We start from the raw sequence: 16,762 nt of genomic DNA on the forward strand, positions 1-16,762 counted from the left end.
GCCCCGGCGTCGGGGACGGGTACGCCGGGCCTACCGGCGGCGCACCAGCACCAGGTGGTCGACCAGGGTGCCGGTCTGGCCGTCGGGGCCGGTCGCCTGCCGCTGCGGCACGTCGAGCCGCTCGACGTGCCAGCCGTCCGGGTCGAGGTCGAGGACGGCCAGGGTCTCCTGCGGGGTGGGGAACCGGGTGTGGTGGTGCGCGGCGTTGCCCCACGGCGGCACCGCCCCGTGCTCGACCACGAGCAGCCGCCCGCCCGGGGCGACCGCCCGCGCCGCCGCCCGCAGCACCTCGGCCCGGGGAAACTCCAGCGGCGACTGGAGGAACTGCGCGGAGACCAGGTCGAACACGCCGGTCGGGAAGGTCCGGGCCAGGTCGTGCCGCTGGAAGTCGACCAGTGCCGCCATCCCGGCGGCAGCCACCGCGGCGGCCGACCGCTCCAGGGCGGCGGTGGAGACGTCGACGGCGGTCACCCGCCAGCCCTGCCGGGCCAACCACACCGTGTCACCGCCCTCGCCGCAGCCCAGGTCCAACGCGGTGCCCGGCGGCAGCGTCCCGGCCACGTCGACCAGGTGCGGATTGGGCCGCCCGCTCCAGTACCGCTCCCGGCCCCGGTACAGCTCATCCCAGTGCCTGGCGGTCGCCTCGTCCACCGGGCCGGCCTGCCCCCCGTCCGGCCCGGCCTGCCCGGCCACGACCCCGGTCTGCGTGTGCGCCGCCCCGGCCTGCCCGGCGGCGGTACGTCGTGCGGCGACGGCCAGGTCGGTGTCCTCCGCGATCAGGTCGGCGTTGAGCGCGGCGGCGGCCTTCAGCCCCGCCGCCGCCGCGGCGATGACGGTGGCCTGCGGATCGGTGACGTTGCCGGCCACCCAGACCCCGGGCACCCCGGCCGCGCCGCTGGCGTCGGCGGCGATCCGGTCGCCGGCGGCGTGCCCGCCGACGACGAAGTCCTCCGGGGCCAACCCCAGCCCGGCGAGGAAGGCGGCCCGGACGCCGAACCGGGGCGCCACCACCAGCGCCTCCCGGGGGACCACCCGCCCGGACCGCAGCCGTACGCCGGTGAGCCGGTCGGCGGTGACCTCCAGCTCCGCCACCTCGCCGTCGACCACGGTGACGCCCCGGGCGGCCAGCCGCTCGGCCTCGTCGGCGGGCAACGGCCCGGCGGTGTGCGTGAAGACCACCACGTCGTCGGTGAGCTGCCGGAACAGCAGCGCCTGGTGGGCGGCCATCGGTCCGGTGGCGAGCACCCCGACGGCCTGGTCGCGCACCTCCCACCCGTGGCAGTACGGGCAGTGCAGCACGTCGCGGCCCCACCGCCCGGCCAGCCCCGGCACGTCGGGCAGCTCGTCGACCAGGCCGGTGGTGACCAGCAACCGCCGGGCGTGCAGCACCCGGCCGTCGGCCAGCGTCACGGCGAACCGCGCCGGCCCGGCGCTGTCGGCCGGGCTGCTCTCTCCTGCGCCGTTCTCTCCGGCGCTGCTCTCTCCTGCGCCACCGGTCGGGTTCGCACCGGTGGTCGCGGGTGCGCCGTCGAGCGGGTGGGCGGCGGTGACGGTGGCGTCGAGCAGGGTCACGCCGTACCGGGCCACCTCGGCCCGGCCCGTCGCGTACAGGCTGGCGGGTGGGACGCCCTCGTTGGTCAGGAAGTTGTGCACGTGGTCGGCCGGGGCGTTGCGCGGGGCGCCGCCGTCGATCACCACCACGTCGCGGCGGAACCGGCCCAGGGCGAGGGCACCGCTGAGCCCGGCCGCGCCGCCACCGACCACCACCACGTCGTGCACCACCGGGTACGTCATGACCACTGCCTCCCTCCGGGCGGGTCCGTCCCGCCGATGCCCCGGATCGTCCGCCCGGCTCACCGTACTGCCAAATTTCTTTGCCGGAATGGCAAACTGGTGCGGTGACCGACGATCACAGCGACCAGACGGCGGCATCCCGACGTGCCGGCCCAAGCCCGGTGCGCGACGGCTCCGGGCGGGCCGCAGCGGCGGGGCAGGGGCCCGGACCGGGGCAGTGGGTGGTGCCGGGCGATACCGGTGTCACCACCGAGGAGGAGGTGCTCACCACCGTCGGGCCGCGGCTGCGGGCGTTACGGCAGCAGCGTGGCGTGACCCTGAGTCAGCTCGGCGCGGCGACCGGGATCTCGGTCAGCACCCTGTCCCGGCTGGAGTCCGGCGGCCGGCGGCCCACCCTGGAACTCCTGCTCGCCCTGGCCCGCTTCCACCGGGTGCCGCTCGACGACCTCGTCGGCACGCCGATGACCAGGGATCCCCGGGTCCACCGCCGGCCGGTCGTCAGGCACGGCGTCACCATCGTGCCGTTGACCCGCCGCCCGGGTGGCGTCCAGGCGTACAAGATGATGTATCCGCCGCAGACGCCGGTGGGGGAGCCGGCCCCGCAGGTGCACGAGGGGTACGAGTGGCTCTACGTGCTCTCCGGCCGGATCCGGCTGCTGCTCGGCAGGCACGACCTCACCCTCGACGCCGGTGAGGTCGCCGAGTTCGACACCCGCACCCCGCACTGGTTCGGCAACCCGTTCGACGTGCCGGCCGAGATCCTCAGCCTTTTCGGCCCCCAGGGCGAACGCCTGCACGTCCGCGCCCGCCCCACCGCCCCCGCCCCCGCCCAGTCGAGTTGATCAAGAGGTTCGCGTCACCCTACCGCGAATCCGTGACGACAACTTCTTGATCACGGGGCAACGGCGTGGTGATCAAGAAGTTGGCGTCGAAGATCCGGGCGGGGCTGACGCAAACCTCTTGATCGCCCGGCCCGGACGGGGTGGTCTGCGGTGATCAAGAGGTTTACGTCAGGAACGGCGACCAGGCTGACGCCAACCTCTTGATCGACGCGAGCGGGCGCGAGCGGGCGCGAGCAGGCGCGAGGGCGGGCGGGGTGGGGGCCGGCGGGTCAGGAGTGGAGGGTCCAGGTGCCGGCGTGGGGGACGGTGACCAGGGTCCAGGGGCCGTCGGCGGTGACGGTGGCGTCGGGTGAGACGGTCAGCCAGGGGGAGTGGCGGATGCGGACCGGGACCTGGCCGGCGGCGGTGGTCCGGAACGTCAGCGTGGCGGCGTCCTGCCGGACCAGCACCCCGGGCCCGGCGACCAGGGGCATCGGGTCGGTCACCGCGTACAACCGCCAGTGCCGGTCCGACCAGACCTCGGTCAGGTACGGCAACCCCGCCCCGACCAGGTCCGCCTCGGCCCGGCCCACCCAGGACAGCGGCGCGTCGGCGACGGCGACGTACTGCACGGCGTACTCGTCCAGCCAGGCCCGGTAGCTGTCGGCGGTCAACGGCACACCGGTGCCGCGGGCCCCGGGGACGGTGGTGAAGAACAGCGGGTTGCGGCCGATGTCGACCTGACGCAGCCAACCCCGAGCCAGCGGCACCTCGCCGAGCTGTGCCGCCTCCCAGTAGTTGCGGGTCGGCGGCACCTCCACCCGCCCGGTGAGCCCGCGCCGGCCCAGCTCGGCGGCGAGCGGGGCGAAGTAGCTGCGATCGGCGGTCGGATCGTCGGCACTGCGGACGTCGGCGGGGACCACCGGGGGCAGCCACCAGCACACCGCCGCCAGCAGCACGGCCAACGCCACCGCGCCGGTCCCGACGGGCGGGCTGACCGGCGGGACCGGTCGGGTGGCCCCGCCGGACCCGGGGGCGGCCCGGCGCGGGAGTCGGGTGGTGAGCCAGGCGGGTGGCCGGGCGGCGGCGGCCAGCACCGGCAGCGCGAACATCGTCACCAGGCGGGTCGCGTTCAGCCCGACCGGGGTGTGCACCAGCGCCGCCGCCAGCACCCCGCCCGCCGACAGCAACGCCCCCACCCGCACCGGCCGGTACGCCACCACCGCCGCCACCAGCAGGCTGACCGTGACCGACCGGAGGGTGTCGGAGCCGCTGATGTTCATCCAGCCGCCCTCACCGAACAACAGCCCGGTGACCGCCAGCGGCACCGCCGCCGCGACCCCGAGCAGCAGGCCATCGGCCCATCGGCGGGTGACCAGCAGCGCCACCCCGACCAGGCCGACGAACAGACCCGCCACCGGGCTGCTCGCCGACGCCAGCGCCGCACCGGCCACCGCCAGGACCGGCCGGCCCCAGCCCCCGCCCCGTGTCCAGCGCCCGCCCCGGCGGTCCGCCCCGGCCGCGCTGCCCCGGCGGTCCGCCCCGCCCGCGCCGCCCCGGCCGTCCGCCCGGCCCCGGGTGCCTGGCGCGAAACCCGGTCCGTCGGGGCCGTGCCGGTCGGCAGGCAGGGTCAGGGCGAGCAGGGCGACCAGCCCGAAAGCCACCCCGAGGGCGTAGGTGACCCGGCCGGAGACCAGGTTGCCGGTGATCGTCAGCACCCCGACCAGGCTGCCGAGCAGCGGCCGGGGCACCCGGGTACGCACCAGCAGGGCGGCGAACGCGGCGGCCGAGACGACCAACGCCAGTGCCCCCGTGGGACGTACCCCGAGGGTCGCCATCAGCGGCGGTGAGACCAGGCTGTAGCCGAGCGGCCGGATGCCGGCGTACCAGCGCAGGTCGACCAGGGCCCAGCCGTGCGCGGCGAAGAAGTCGGCGCGGGCCACCTGGGCCGACAGGTCCGACCCGAGCGGGGGCGACGCCAGCCACACCCCGGCGAGCACGACGGCGACCACGGTGGCCGACCCCACCACCCTGCTGCCCCGCATGCCCACCTCCGGTCCGCGCCCACGCTACTGGCAGCATGACGGACGTGCCTCACCACCTGTCCCGCTGGCTCGGTCTGTCCGGTTCGGTGCTGCTCGCCGTCGCCGCGTACCTCGGGGGTGCGCTGCCCGGGTCGGAGTTGCGACCCACCCCGGTCAGCATCTGGCAGAGCCGGCACGGGCCGCTGATCATCGTGCTCTGGCTGGTCGGCACCGGGCTGCTGGCCTGGGCGTGGTGGACGCTACGCGATCGGGTGCCATCGACCCGGTGGGCGCTGGTCACCGCCGGGCTGTGGGTGCTGCCGCTGCTGGTCGCGCCGCCGCTGGCCAGCCGCGACGTGTACGCGTACTCCTGCCAGGGCGCGAGTTACGCGGCCGGGATCAACCCGTACGAGCAGGGGGTGTCGGCGCTGCCCTGCCCGTGGATCGACACCATCTCCTACATCTGGCGGGACACCCCCGCCCCGTACGGGCCGCTGTTCGTGATGATCGCCGGGGCGGTGGTACGGCTCACCGGTGGTCTCGATCCGGACACCGCGCTGACCGTCAACATCGCCCTGTTCCGGCTGCTCGCCGTGGCCGGGGTGGCGCTGACCGCCGCCTGTCTGCCGACGCTGGCCCGGCGCTGCGGCGTACCGGCGCAGCGGGCGGTGTGGCTGGCGCTGGCCTCGCCGCTGGTCGGCGTACACCTGGTCTCGGGGGCGCACAACGACGCGCTGATGATCGGCCTGCTGGTCGCCGGCCTGGCCGTGGTGGCGGCCAACCCGGGCCGGCGCTGGCCGCTGCTGGCCGGCGGGGTGCTGCTCGGGCTGGCCGGCGCGGTGAAGGTGACCGCGCTGGTGGTGGTGCCGTTCGCGGTGCTGGCCGCGCTGGTCGGGCCGTACCGGATCAGGGCGCTGCTGCACGACGGCCTGCCGGTCGCCGGCGGTGCGCTGGTCGCGGTGGCCGGCGCGACCCTGGCGGCGGGACTGGACTTCGGATGGATCGCCGGCCTGGAACAGGGCGGTCTGGTGATCGCCTGGACCTCACCGCCGACCGCGGTCGGGCAGACCGCCGGCTACGTCGCGGCCCTGTTCGGCGCGGACGTCGACGCGCTGCCGGTGACCCGGACGATCGGCATGCTGGTGCTGGCGGTGCTGCTGGTCTGGCTGTGGTGGCGGGCCCGCACCCGCGACCCGCTGTGGCACGCCGGCCTGGCGCTGGCCGCGACGGTGGCCCTCGCGCCGCTGTTCCACCCCTGGTACTGGCTGTGGCCGATGGCCGTGCTCGCCGCGACGACCCACCGGTCGACCCGGTGGTTCGCGCTGGTGGCGTTGGTCTCGTCGTTCCTGGTGCTGCCGGACGGCACCGGGCTGCCCCGGTTCACCAAGATGCCCGGCGCCCCGCTGATGACGCTGTTGGTGATCGTGGTGGCTGTCCGGTTGGTACGGTCGGCTCGGGCGGGAAGGCGACCCGCCACCGTGGATGCGCCCGCCGACTGAGGAGAGGTGGCCGGTGACCGAGGCCGGCGCACCGACCGGGCGGGCCCGCGTGGCCCGCTACGTCGGGCTGACCGGAGCGGTGCTGCTCGCCGTGGCCGGCTGGCTGGGCGGGGTGCTGCCCGAGGTGCCGCCGACCGGCCCGTGGCGTGCGCCGCACGGCCCGGCCGCCGTGAGCTGCTGGCTGGCCGGCACGGCGCTGATGGTGGGGGCCTGGTGGGTGTTGCGCGCCGGTGCCCCGTCGACCCGGTGGGCGTACGTCACCGCCGGGCTGTGGTCGCTGCCGCTGCTGCTCACCCCGCCCCTGGCCAGCCGGGACGTCTACTCGTACGCCTGCCAGGGCTGGTCGTACGCGGCCGGGCACGACCCGTACCGGGTGGGGGTGGCGGCGGCCGGCTGCCCGTGGGCGGACGCGGTCGCGCCGATCTGGCGGGACACCCCGGCCCCGTACGGCCCGGTCTTCGTCCTGTTGGCCGCCCTGGCTGCCGGAGCCGGCGGTTCCCTGCTCGGCACCCTGCTGGTGCTGCGGCTGTACGCGGTGGCCGGGGTGCTGCTGGTGGCGCTGTGCCTGCCCGGCCTGGCCCGTGCCGCCGGGGTGCCCACCCGCCGGGCGGCCTGGCTGGGGCTGGCCTCGCCGCTGGTCGGGGTGCACCTGGTGGCCGGCGCGCACAACGACGCGGTGCTGCTCGGCCTGCTCGCGCTGGGTCTGCTGGTGCTGGTGCGGTCGCCGGGCCGGACCCGGGGGCTGCTCGTCGCCGGGGTGCTGTTCGGGCTGGCGGTGGCGGTGAAGGCGACCGCGCTGGTGGTGCTGCCGTTCGCGGCGTTGACGGCGGTGCACGGCCGCTACACCCTGCGGGCCCTGCTGCGCGACGGCGGCCGGCTCGCCGGGGCGGTCCTGGCCACCCTGGCGGCGGTGTCGGCGCTGTCCGGCCTGGGGTTGGGCTGGGTGGCCGGGCTGGCCCGCAGCGGGGACTCGCAGCAGTGGACGTCACCACCGACGGCGGTCGGCTTCGTCGTCGACTACGTCGGCGAGTTGGCCGGTCGGCGGCCGGACGCGGTGCCGGTGACCCGGGCGGTGGGCCTGGTGGCGCTGGTGGCGCTGCTGGTGGTGTTGTGGTGGCGGGCGTGGACGGCGCTGCGCCGGCTCAACGACGTCCGGCAGCGGGTGCACCGGCTGGCGGCGGCCCGGCCCCGGGTCACCCTGGGTGCGGCGGGCGCGGCGCTGGCCGCGACGGTGCTGCTCGCCCCGGTCCTGCACCCGTGGTACGTGACCGGGCCGCTGCTGCTGCTCGCGGTGGCGGCGACCCGGACCACCTGGTTCGTGACGGCGGCGGCGGTGGCGGCCTTCCTCACCCTGCCCGACGGCACCTCGGTCGCCCGCTACACGAAGGCACCCGGGGCGATCGCGATGACCGTCCTGGTACTCGCGGGCACGCTCGGGGCGCTGCGCCGGTACCCGACCCGCCGTGACCTGCCTGACCCGCCCTGACGGGCCGGGGTGCGGGGTGGGCGCGGGCTGCCCGGCTCGATCGTCAACTCCGCAGCGTTGACAGTGGACGCACCCACGGTAATCATGTTGGCACGCTGCGACCGGACGGGGACGGCAGCAGAATCTTCTGGAGGGTCTTCATGGGTCGGATCACCGCCGCACTCACCCTGGGTGTCACCGCCCTCGCCGGCACCCTGCTGCTGGGCGTCACGCCTGCGTACGCCGCGACCGAACAGCTACGGCTGGATTTCGACGCCACCCCCACCGGCCAGGTCGAGCCCGGCCCATGGACGTCCGGCTGCTTCGCCGACGTCGCCACCCCTGGCGACTCCGGCTGCATCGCGGTGAGTGCTCCGGGCGGCGTCTCCCGGGCGAGCCGTCCCAGCGGCACGGGCACCAGCCCGGCGCTGGCCTTCCCGGCCACGGGAAGCGCCGTGGTCCAGGTGCCGGACGCCGCGAACCTGAGCCCGGGCAGCCAGGACTTCACGATCAGCACCCTGGTCAAGATCACTTCGGGTCAACTGACCGGCGGGGCCAACCTGATCCAGAAGGGCCTCTTCGCCGACCCTGCCCAGTGGAAGCTCCAACTCGACAACGGCAAGCCCGGCTGCCGCATCGCCGGCACCGGCGTCAACGGCGCAACCTCGCTCCTGCTCACCGCGGACGCCTCCATCGCCGACCAGGGCTGGACGTTCGTCCAGTGCAAGCGACGCGGGGACGTGCTGAGCCTCGTCGTCGACAACCAGGTGGTCAAGACCGGGTCCGGGGCCACCATGAACATCACCAGCACCGCGAAGGTCAACATCGGTGCGAAGGGTCCGGGCCTGACCAACAACGACCAGTTCCGCGGGGAGTTGGACAACGCGGTCTTCAGCACCAACTGACGCTGTGTCGCATCGGTGGGCGGGCCAGGGCCGGCCCACCGATGCGACGCCGGACGCGGTCGGGCCGGCCCGGCGGTCGGTCCTCACCGGCCGGCGCCCGCCTCGCCGCCCGGCCGCGGGGACCACCCTCTGGTGCCCGAACTCGACCTGACGGGACGCGGCTGCCGTCGACCCGGTGCCGGGCCCGGCGAGCGGCACGAAACGGCGGCCACGCCCGGCTGTGAGCCGGGCGTGACCGCCGTCCGTGAGGTTGTAACCCACCTGTCGCCAAGATCAGTGTTGATCCTGTTGGTGCAGGTCAGTGCCTTGATCTACCTCAGCAGTCGAAGTACATCGCGAACTCGTGCGGGGTCGGGCGCAGACGCACCGGGTCGACCTCGTTGGCCCGCTTCCACCCGATCCAGGTGGAGATCAGGTCGGGGGTGAAGACACCGCCGTCGAGCAGGTAGTCGTGGTCGGCCTCCAGGGCGTCGAGCACCTCCGGCAGCGAGCCCGGCACCTGCTTGACGTCGCCCCACTCCTCCGGCGGGAGATCGTAGAGGTCCTTGTCGATCGGGGCCGGCGGCTCCATCTTGCTCTTGATGCCGTCCAGGCCGGCCATCATCATCGCCGAGAAGGCGAGGTACGGGTTGCTGGACGGGTCCGGCACCCGGAACTCGACCCGCTTGGCCTTGGCGTTGCTGCCGGTGACCGGGATGCGGGTGCAGGCGGAGCGGTTGCGCTGCGAGTAGACCAGGTTGACCGGGGCCTCGTAGCCGGGCACCAGCCGACGGTACGAGTTGACCGTCGGGTTGGTGAACGCCAGCAGCGACGGAGCGTGGTGCAGCAGGCCACCGATGTACCAGCGGGCGGTGTCCGACAGGCCGGCGTAGCCGGTCTCGTCGTAGAACAGCGGCTCGCCGTTGAGCCAGAGGCTCTGGTGGGTGTGCATGCCGGAGCCGTTGTCGCCGAAGAGCGGCTTGGGCATGAAGGTGGCCGTCTTGCCGTTGGCCCAGGCCTCGTTCTTCACGATGTACTTGAAGAGCTGGAGCTGGTCACCGGCGTGCAGCAGGGTGGAGAACTTGTAGTTGATCTCCGACTGGCCGGCGGTGCCGACCTCGTGGTGCGAACGCTCCACGGTGAAACCGCCGTCGACCAGCCGACGCACGATCGAGTCGCGCAGGTCGGCGTAGTGGTCCACCGGCGGCACCGGGAAGTAGCCGCCCTTGTACGCGGTCTTGTAGCCGCGGTTGCCGCCGGCCTCCTCACGCCCCGTGTTCCACGCGCCCTCGACCGAGTCGATGTAGTAGAACGACTGGTGCGCCGAGGTCTCGTGGCGGATCGAGTCGAAGATGTAGAACTCCGCCTCGGCGCCGAAGTACGCGGTGTCGGCGATGCCGCTGGCGGCGAGGTAGGCCTCGGCCTTCTTGGCCACGTTGCGCGGGTCCCGGGAGTAGGCCTCACGGGTGAACGGGTCGTGGATGAAGAAGTTGAGCGCGAGGGTCTTCTGCGCGCGGAACGGGTCGATGAAGGCGGTCGCGACGTCCGGGAGCAGGAGCATGTCCGACTCGTGGATCGCCTGGAAACCGCGGATCGACGAACCGTCGAACGCGAGACCGTCGGTGAAGACGCTGTCGTCGAAGGACTCCACCGGCAGGTTGAAGTGCTGCATCACGCCGGGCAGGTCACAAAAACGTACGTCGACGAACTTTACGTCCTCGTTCTTGAGGTATCGCAGGAGTTCCTCGGGATTGGCAAACACACGTCCTCCTGGCACGTCCACTCCGGTGGCTGGGCTCTGGCGACGCTATGACCATGGGGTTGCTCGCCCGTGTCTCCAATGTTTCTGCCGTGTTACGCCGCTAGCGGAGCGTCATCTGCGCCGCTCAGTACCCGCCGGGTTGTCCGTTCGGACGATACCGGCTGAAGCGCTGTATCGCTGTTCAGGATGAAAAGACCGAATTTGCACAGACTGCGGGAACGCCCCCGGAGTCCACCTGCTGGTCGTCCCGGGGCCATCCTGGAGCGGTTCCGGAGCGTCCGCCGCCCGACGACGGGCTGCGGGGCGGCCCCGGGCCGGCGCTGACTACCCTGGACCACCGTGACGAGTCCGCCCGCTGCGGCACCGGTGCCGCCCGCCACCGACCCCACCTTCGACCCGCCCGGCCTCGGCCGACGGTTCGGTGCCCTGGTGATCGACTGGGTGCTCTGCCTGCTGGTGTCGAACTTCTTCGCCGACCCGGTCCGTGACGGCTGGGCCCCGGTGCTGGTGCTCATCGTCGAGTACGGCTTCTTCCTCGGCCTCTTCGCCCAGACCCCCGGCATGTGGATCACCAGGCTGCGCTGCCTCGACTGGTCCGACGGCGGGCGGCTCGGGATCCCCCGGGCGCTCCTGCGCGGCCTGCTCCTGGCCCTGGTGGTACCGCCCCTGATCATGGACGCTCAGCGTCGTGGCCTGCACGACCGGCTCACCGGCGCGGTCATCGCCGACGCTCCCCGCCCCGCCCGCTGAACCAGCACCACCCCGCTGGCCCCGGACCCGACGCGAGCCGGACCCGACGGACGGGCCCGGCTCGCGGAGGCGTACCGGATGGGGGTTCAGCGGCCCCGGGTCTGGCGGAACGCGCGGCCCGGCGGCCGCATGTTCTTGGGAATCGCGCCCTTGGGCATCTGCGGCCGGGCGGTGAGCGCCTTGAGCCGCTTGTCGAGCGAGTTGACGTCCTTGCCGTTGAGGGTGCGCGGCAGCCGCATCAGGGTCATCCGCAGCTTGCGGATCGGCAGTTCGCCCTCGCCCTGGCCGATCACGTAGTCGTGCAGCGGCGCCGAGCCGATGACCTTGGCCAGCCGGCGCTTCTCCTGGCCCAGCAGGCCCCGGACCCGCTGCGGGTGCCCCTCGGCCAGCAGGATCACCCCGGGCCGGCCGATCACCAGGTGCACCATGTCCATCTGGGTGGTGGAGCTGACCGCCGGGGTGACCCGCCAGTCACCACGCATGCTCTCCATGATCTGCGCCGCCGCGCCGGGCTGCCCCTCGGCCGCGTTCATCATCGCCTTGTTGGACCGCAGGTTGAGCACAACCAGCAGCGCGAGCAGGGCGAACAGGATGCCGATCGGCAACCAGAGCCAGCCCCAGAGGATCACCGCGACCACGGTCAGCGCGAGCGGGATCAGCACCGCCCCGGCGGCCAGCGGCGCGAACCACCTGTCCTGCTTGGCGGTGAACCGGAACACCATCCCGATCTGCTTCAGCCGTTGGCCGAACGACACCTTCTCCTGGGGCTTTGCCATGCCGCCGAGTCTAGTGGTCGCCGCCAGGACGGATGATCCCCGGCCGGTGCTCGGCCGGGGCCCGACCGTGCCGGCGGTCAGCCGGCGGGCGAACGGTCCCCGACCGGCGCGGTACGGGGCCGGGGCACCACCGGCGCGGCGCGGCCGGTGCCGCCCTCGCCACGAGCGGCGTCGGCGCTGCCGCCGCCCTCCTCGTGGTAGTCCTCCTCGACGTTGACCGCCCAGACGTCGTGGTCGGTGCCGTCCAGGATGTTCTCGGCGGCCAGCATCGCGGTGAGCATGGAGTGGTCCTGGTTGTTGTACCGGTGCATGCCGTTGCGACCCACCGGGTGCACGTTCGGCACCGCCTCGGCCAGCCAGCGGCGGATCACCTCGACGGCCTCGGCGTACCCCTCGTCGTAGACCGGGTAGGCCTTCGGCATCCGCACCACGTACCCGGTGGTGACCGAGCCGGGGCGGACCAGGCCGAGCCGCTCCAGCTCGGCGGTGCCGAAGGCGACCAGCTCCGGGTCGGGGGTCGACCACAGCTCGTCGCCCTCGTTGACGAAGTACTCCAGGCCCAGGCAGGTGCCGCCGGCCCGGACCATCTCCGGCGACCAGGCGCCGTAGTTCTGGATCCGCCCGACCTGCACCCCGGGGGTGTGCACGTAGATCCAGTTGTCGGGGAACCCGGCCTCGGCCGGCACCACCAGCGCCACGGTCAGGAAGTCCCGGTGCCGCAGCGCGTCGGCGGCCTCGCGTACCTCGGTCGGCGCGGGCGGGTCCATCGCCCGGACCAGGGCCGAGATCGGCATGCTGGAGACCACGTGGTCGGCGGCGATCCGCCGCTGGCCGGACGGGCCGTCGACGGTCACCGCGACCGCCCGGCCCTCCTCGCGGTGCACGGTGTGCACGGCCGTCTCCAGCTCGACCGTCCCGCCGCCCTTGACCACCAGTTCGGCGCAGCGTTCCCACATCATCCCCGGGCCGAGCCGGGGGTAGCGGAACTCCTCGATCAGGCTGGTCACCTCGGTGCCGCCGCGTTGGGGCAGCAGCGCGCCCCGGATCGCCGCGCCGAGGGAGAGGTTGCGGATGCGCTGGGCCGCCCAGTCCGCCTGCAGCTCCGTCGCGGGGATGCCCCAGACCTTCTCGGTGTACGTCTTGAAGAACATCCGGTACAGCCGGGCCCCGAACCGGGCCGACACCCAGCCCTCGAAGTGGCTCTGGTCGGCCGGCGGACGCACCCGCGCCCACAGGTACGACCCGACGCACCGGCACGCCTCCCACACGCCCAGGTTGCGCAGCGCGTTGCCGGCCCGCAGCGGGTAGTCGAAGAGCCGCCCCTGGTAGTGGATGCGGCTCATCCGGGGGCGCAGCAGGAAGTCGTCGTCGGAGAGCAGCTCGTGCCAGAACGCCTCGACCCGGGACACCTTGGTGAAGAACCGGTGCCCGCCGATGTCGAACCGCCAGCCCTCCCGCTCCACGGTGCGGCTGATCCCGCCCACCACGTCGTCGGCCTCCACCACGTCGACCGGGGCGTGTCGCCGGGTCAACTCGTACGCGGCTGTGAGGCCGGCAGGGCCGGCGCCGATGACAACCGTGTGCGGCTGCGCCATCAAAGACACCACCATCGATGAGTTGCGGGTCAGGGCTGGCGGAATCTAACACGATCCCGCCGTGCCCGGACAGCGTCGCCGAATCGACGCCGAGCTGCGGCCCGACACCTCTTGCGGGTGCCGCCGAGGTCTGGGAAGATCGACACACTCGAATGCCCGGCGGGTGTCGTCGTGCCGGTGTTCCTCCGCAGTCGTGCCCGGTGGTTTTCTGCGGGCGTGGCCCGGTGGCGTCCCAGGGTCAGCCGACGGTGACCGGGGTGTCCTGACGGGCCGCCAGCGCCTGCTGGTAGAGCCGCCCCGCCCGGTACGACGACCGCACCAGCGGCCCGCTCATCACCCCGGCGAAGCCGATCTCCTCGGCCTCCTCGCGCAGCTCGACGAACTCCTCCGGCTTGACCCAGCGGGTCACCGGGTGGTGCCGGGGGGTGGGGCGCAGGTACTGGGTGATGGTGATCAGCTCGCAGCCGGCGGAGTGCAGGTCGCGCAGCGCCTGGGAGACCTCGGCCCGCTCCTCGCCCATGCCCAGGATCAGGTTGCTCTTGGTGACCAGGCCGGCGGCGCGGGCCTGCCGGATCACGTCGAGCGAACGCTCGTAGCGGAACGCCGGACGGATCCGCTTGAAGATCCGCGGCACCGTCTCGACGTTGTGCGCCAGCACCTCCGGCCGGGCCCCGAACACCTCGGCGAGCTGCTCGGGGACGGCGTTGAAGTCGGGGATCAGCAGCTCGACACCGCAGCCGGAGCGCAGCGCGTGGATCTGCCGGACCGTCTCGGCGTAGAGCCACGCACCGCCGTCGGGCAGGTCGTCGCGGGCCACCCCGGTGATGGTGGCGTAGCGCAGGCCCATGGTGGCCACCGACTCGGCCACCCGACGCGGCTCGTCGGCGTCGAACTCGGCCGGCTTGCCGGTGTCGATCTGGCAGAAGTCGCAGCGCCTGGTGCACTGGTCGCCACCGATGAGGAAGGTGGCCTCCCGGTCCTCCCAGCACTCGTAGATGTTGGGGCAGCCGGCCTCCTGGCAGACGGTGTGCAACCCCTCGCGCGAGACCAGCCCCCGCAGCTCGGTGTACTCCGGCCCCATCTTGGCCTTGACCTTGATCCACGGCGGTTTGCGCTCGATCGGCGTCTCGGCGTTGCGCGCCTCGATCCGCAGCATCCGTCGCCCCTCGGGGGCGACCGTCGCGGAGCGCGCTGCCTGCTGGGTCGTCGGCGCGGAGTGCTCGATCGTCACAAAACCGAGCCTACGCCCGACGGCGGCGATCGATGCACGTCGGGCGACCGGCGTCACGTCACCGGTCTTGTGACACCGGCCACCCGGCGACCGGAAAAGCCCGTTACAGGCCGACGGAACGGGTGCTAGCGTGCCGGCAGAGCTGTGACGGAGCCGAGTAACGCCCCGATCCGCCAGTGCAGAGAGCCGCCGGTTGCTGGAAGGCGGTCTGACGCCGGGGCGCGAAGACCCTCCCGAGCCGCGGGAAGAACGGCGTGCCCGCACGCCCAGTAGAGCCCGCCCGGCTGGCCCCGGTGAAAAGGCGACGAATGAGGCTCCCGCCACGGCGGGAGCGAAGGTGTGGTGGCACCGCGAGGTTCCCGCTCGCCCACACCTCCCGGGGATCGCGTTGCGATTGATCGAGGAGGTAACCGCCGTGCAACGCATCCTTTCCGCCCACCTGCCCACCCGCACCGGCACGACCGTGCGGATCGCCGGCTGGGTGCACCGCCGCCGACTGCTCAAGTCGGTGGCGTTCCTGATCGTCCGGGACGCCACCGGCCTGACCCAGGTGGTGGTCACCGACCCGGCCGTGCGGGCCGCCGTGACGGCACTGCCCGAGGAGACGGTGGTCGAGGTGGTCGGCACGGTCACCGCGAACGGCACCGCGCCCGCCGGAGTCGAGCTGACCCACCCGACCGTACGACCGCTCGGCCCGCCCGCCGTACCGCCGCCGTTCGACCTGTACCGGCCGGCGCTCACCGCGACCCTGCCCACCCAGCTCGACCACGCGCCGGTGGCGCTGCGGCACCCGACCCGCGCGGCGGCCCTGCGGATCGCGGCGGCGGCGGTGGCCGGCTTCCGGGCCACCCTGGACACCCATGACTTCGTGGAGGTGCACACCCCGAAGGTAGTTGCCACGTCCACCGAGAGCGGGGCGAACGTCTTCGCCCTGGACTGGTTCGGTCGACCGGCCTACCTGGCCCAGTCGCCGCAGTTCTACAAGCAGCTCATGGTGGGCGTCTTCGAGCGGGTCTACGAGGTGGGGCCGGTGTTCCGGGCCGAACCGCACGACACCGTCCGGCACCTGGCCCAGTACACCTCGCTCGACGCCGAGCTGGGCTTCGTCGACGACCACCGGGACGTGATGGCGGTGCTGCGGGACACCCTCGCCGGGATGCTCGCCGAGGTGGCCCGGCGGGCCGGCGGCGCGGTGGCGACCCTGGGCCTGACCCTGCCCGAGGTGCCGGCCGAGATCCCGGCCGTGCACTTCACCGAGGCGCTGCGGATCGCCGGCGCACCCCCCGACGAACCCGACCTGGCCCCCGCCCACGAGCGGACGCTGGGGGAGTGGGCCCGCGCCACCCACGGGTCGGACTTCCTCTTCGTCACCGGGTACCCGATGGCGAAGCGGCCGTTCTACACCCACCCCGACCCGGCCCGGCCCGCGTACTCGAACGGGTTCGACCTGCTCTTCCGGGGTCTGGAGCTGGTCACCGGCGGGCAGCGGCTGCACCGCCACGCCGACTACCTGGCGGCCCTCGCGGCGCGCGGCGAGCCGGTCGAGCCGTACGCCGGCTACGTGGACGCGTTCCGGCACGGGATGCCGCCGCACGGCGGCTTCGCGATCGGCCTGGAGCGGTTCGTGGCCCGGCTGGTCGGCGCGGCCAACGTCCGGGAGGTGACCGCCTTCCCGCGCGACCTGCACCGGCTGACCCCCTGAACCGCCGGGTGTCCGCGCGAACGAGCTGGGCCGGCCTGGAGGCTGGTGGGGCGGACCGGGCCGGGCGGCCGTGCCGACGATGCTGGCCTGCGGCGGCCGCCTGGTCTGCCCGGCCGTCCGTGGTCGCCCACCGGGCTTGCACTCTGGGTAGCGGCCTCACCGGTGTCGCCGTTGATTGCCCTCCGTGATCGGTGCGGGGTGTAAGTGAAGCCCGTTCTTGTCACGTCTCAGCCCCGCACCACGCTGATCAGGGGTTTCGTCGCTACCTCTCCCTACCCCACCTACCTGCCTATCCGCGCTTTGCTCTGCTGCCATCGACGCGACGGTCACTTTCCGGATGCGGTGCCTCCAGGGCAGCAGAGCAAAGCGGGGGAGAGGGGTAGGTGCTACCCGGTAGCTTTTCTTACGCTGCGTAGCGGCCTGAGCGGCCTGAGCGGCCTAAGCGGCCTGAGCGGGGTT

General features: G+C 73.4%; 11 protein-coding genes and 2 pseudogenes. 6 read left to right on the forward strand and 7 right to left on the reverse strand.

All coding sequences use genetic code 11. The annotated features are described in order from the left end of the window. Window positions 1-30: 30 nt before the first annotated feature. Window positions 31-1,794 carry a methyltransferase domain-containing protein gene (locus ACN267_RS01245; RefSeq protein WP_421487731.1) on the reverse strand — a complete coding sequence of 588 codons (1,764 nt, stop codon included), beginning with the start codon at window positions 1,792-1,794 and terminating at the stop codon, window positions 31-33. Between the two features lie 224 nt (window positions 1,795-2,018). On the opposite strand from ACN267_RS01245, the gene ACN267_RS01250 reads away from it, so the two are divergent. Beyond that, window positions 2,019-2,636: a helix-turn-helix domain-containing protein gene (locus ACN267_RS01250; RefSeq protein ID WP_421490364.1), complete on the forward strand. Its 618-nt coding sequence runs from the start codon at window positions 2,019-2,021 to the stop codon at window positions 2,634-2,636. 269 nt (window positions 2,637-2,905) lie between these two features. On the opposite strand, the pseudogene ACN267_RS01255 reads toward ACN267_RS01250, so the two are convergent. Both ACN267_RS01255 and ACN267_RS01260 read right to left on the reverse strand, forming a co-directional pair. Continuing rightward, a pseudogene (locus ACN267_RS01255) lies at window positions 2,906-4,084 on the reverse strand (hypothetical protein); the annotation flags it as partial. A 141-nt stretch (window positions 4,085-4,225) separates the two neighbouring features. Then, window positions 4,226-4,660, reverse strand: a pseudogene (locus ACN267_RS01260) (hypothetical protein); the annotation flags it as partial. 44 nt (window positions 4,661-4,704) lie between these two features. Here ACN267_RS01260 and mptB (ACN267_RS01265) point away from each other — a divergent pair. The 3 genes from mptB (ACN267_RS01265) (at window position 4,705) to ACN267_RS01275 (ending at window position 8,508) form a co-directional block, all read left to right on the forward strand. Further along, on the forward strand, window positions 4,705-6,138 hold the full coding sequence (gene mptB / locus ACN267_RS01265; RefSeq protein ID WP_421490365.1) for a polyprenol phosphomannose-dependent alpha 1,6 mannosyltransferase MptB: 1,434 nt from the start codon (window positions 4,705-4,707) through the stop codon (window positions 6,136-6,138). Next, window positions 6,122-7,624, forward strand: coding sequence for a polyprenol phosphomannose-dependent alpha 1,6 mannosyltransferase MptB (gene mptB, locus ACN267_RS01270; protein ID WP_421487732.1), 1,503 nt, complete (start codon window positions 6,122-6,124; stop codon window positions 7,622-7,624). Before mptB (ACN267_RS01265) ends, mptB (ACN267_RS01270) begins: the two co-directional genes overlap by 17 nt. Before the next feature lie 140 nt (window positions 7,625-7,764). Next, window positions 7,765-8,508, forward strand: coding sequence for a LamG-like jellyroll fold domain-containing protein (locus ACN267_RS01275; protein WP_421487733.1), 744 nt, complete (start codon window positions 7,765-7,767; stop codon window positions 8,506-8,508). Between the two features lie 316 nt (window positions 8,509-8,824). Here the strand turns inward: ACN267_RS01275 and glnA are convergent, their stop codons facing one another. Then, entirely contained in the window at window positions 8,825-10,249 is a 1,425-nt protein-coding gene (gene glnA / locus ACN267_RS01280) for a type I glutamate--ammonia ligase (protein WP_088644628.1), read from the reverse strand. 339 nt (window positions 10,250-10,588) lie between these two features. Here glnA and ACN267_RS01285 point away from each other — a divergent pair, with 339 nt between their 5' ends. After that, window positions 10,589-10,999, forward strand: a complete 411-nt coding sequence (locus ACN267_RS01285) for an RDD family protein (RefSeq protein WP_421487734.1) — start codon at window positions 10,589-10,591, stop codon at window positions 10,997-10,999. An 86-nt stretch (window positions 11,000-11,085) separates the two neighbouring features. Here ACN267_RS01285 and ACN267_RS01290 read toward each other — a convergent pair whose 3' ends face one another. From ACN267_RS01290 to lipA, 3 genes are all read right to left on the reverse strand, one after another. After that, a complete protein-coding gene (locus ACN267_RS01290) occupies window positions 11,086-11,775 on the reverse strand; it encodes a DUF4191 domain-containing protein (protein WP_204959385.1) in 690 nt (229 codons plus the stop codon). Window positions 11,776-11,852: 77 nt separating this feature from the next. Continuing rightward, entirely contained in the window at window positions 11,853-13,370 is a 1,518-nt protein-coding gene (locus ACN267_RS01295) for an NAD(P)/FAD-dependent oxidoreductase (protein ID WP_204959384.1), read from the reverse strand. Window positions 13,371-13,608: 238 nt separating this feature from the next. Then, on the reverse strand, window positions 13,609-14,658 hold the full coding sequence (gene lipA, locus ACN267_RS01300; protein WP_204959383.1) for a lipoyl synthase: 1,050 nt from the start codon (window positions 14,656-14,658) through the stop codon (window positions 13,609-13,611). A gap of 358 nt (window positions 14,659-15,016) precedes the next feature. Here lipA and aspS point away from each other — a divergent pair, with 358 nt between their 5' ends. Beyond that, window positions 15,017-16,303: an aspartate--tRNA(Asn) ligase gene (aspS, locus tag ACN267_RS01305; protein ID WP_421487735.1), complete on the forward strand. Its 1,287-nt coding sequence runs from the start codon at window positions 15,017-15,019 to the stop codon at window positions 16,301-16,303. Window positions 16,304-16,762 lie beyond the last annotated feature (459 nt).

It is taken from the genome of Micromonospora sp. WMMD734, assembly GCF_049178975.1.
In the GTDB taxonomy this organism is placed as follows: Bacteria; Actinomycetota; Actinomycetes; order Mycobacteriales; family Micromonosporaceae; genus Micromonospora; species Micromonospora wenchangensis.

Bases quoted from the DNA above. Each gene is read 5' to 3' on its own strand.
- ACN267_RS01245 (WP_421487731.1), bottom strand. From the start codon at position 1,794: ATGACGTACCCGGTGGTGCACGACGTGGTGGTGGTCGGTGGCGGCGCG.
- mptB (WP_421487732.1), top strand. From the start codon at position 6,122: ATGCGCCCGCCGACTGAGGAGAGGTGGCCGGTGACCGAGGCCGGCGCA.
- ACN267_RS01275 (WP_421487733.1), top strand. From the start codon at position 7,765: ATGGGTCGGATCACCGCCGCACTCACCCTGGGTGTCACCGCCCTCGCC.
- ACN267_RS01290 (WP_204959385.1), bottom strand. From the start codon at position 11,775: ATGGCAAAGCCCCAGGAGAAGGTGTCGTTCGGCCAACGGCTGAAGCAG.
- ACN267_RS01295 (WP_204959384.1), bottom strand. From the start codon at position 13,370: ATGGCGCAGCCGCACACGGTTGTCATCGGCGCCGGCCCTGCCGGCCTC.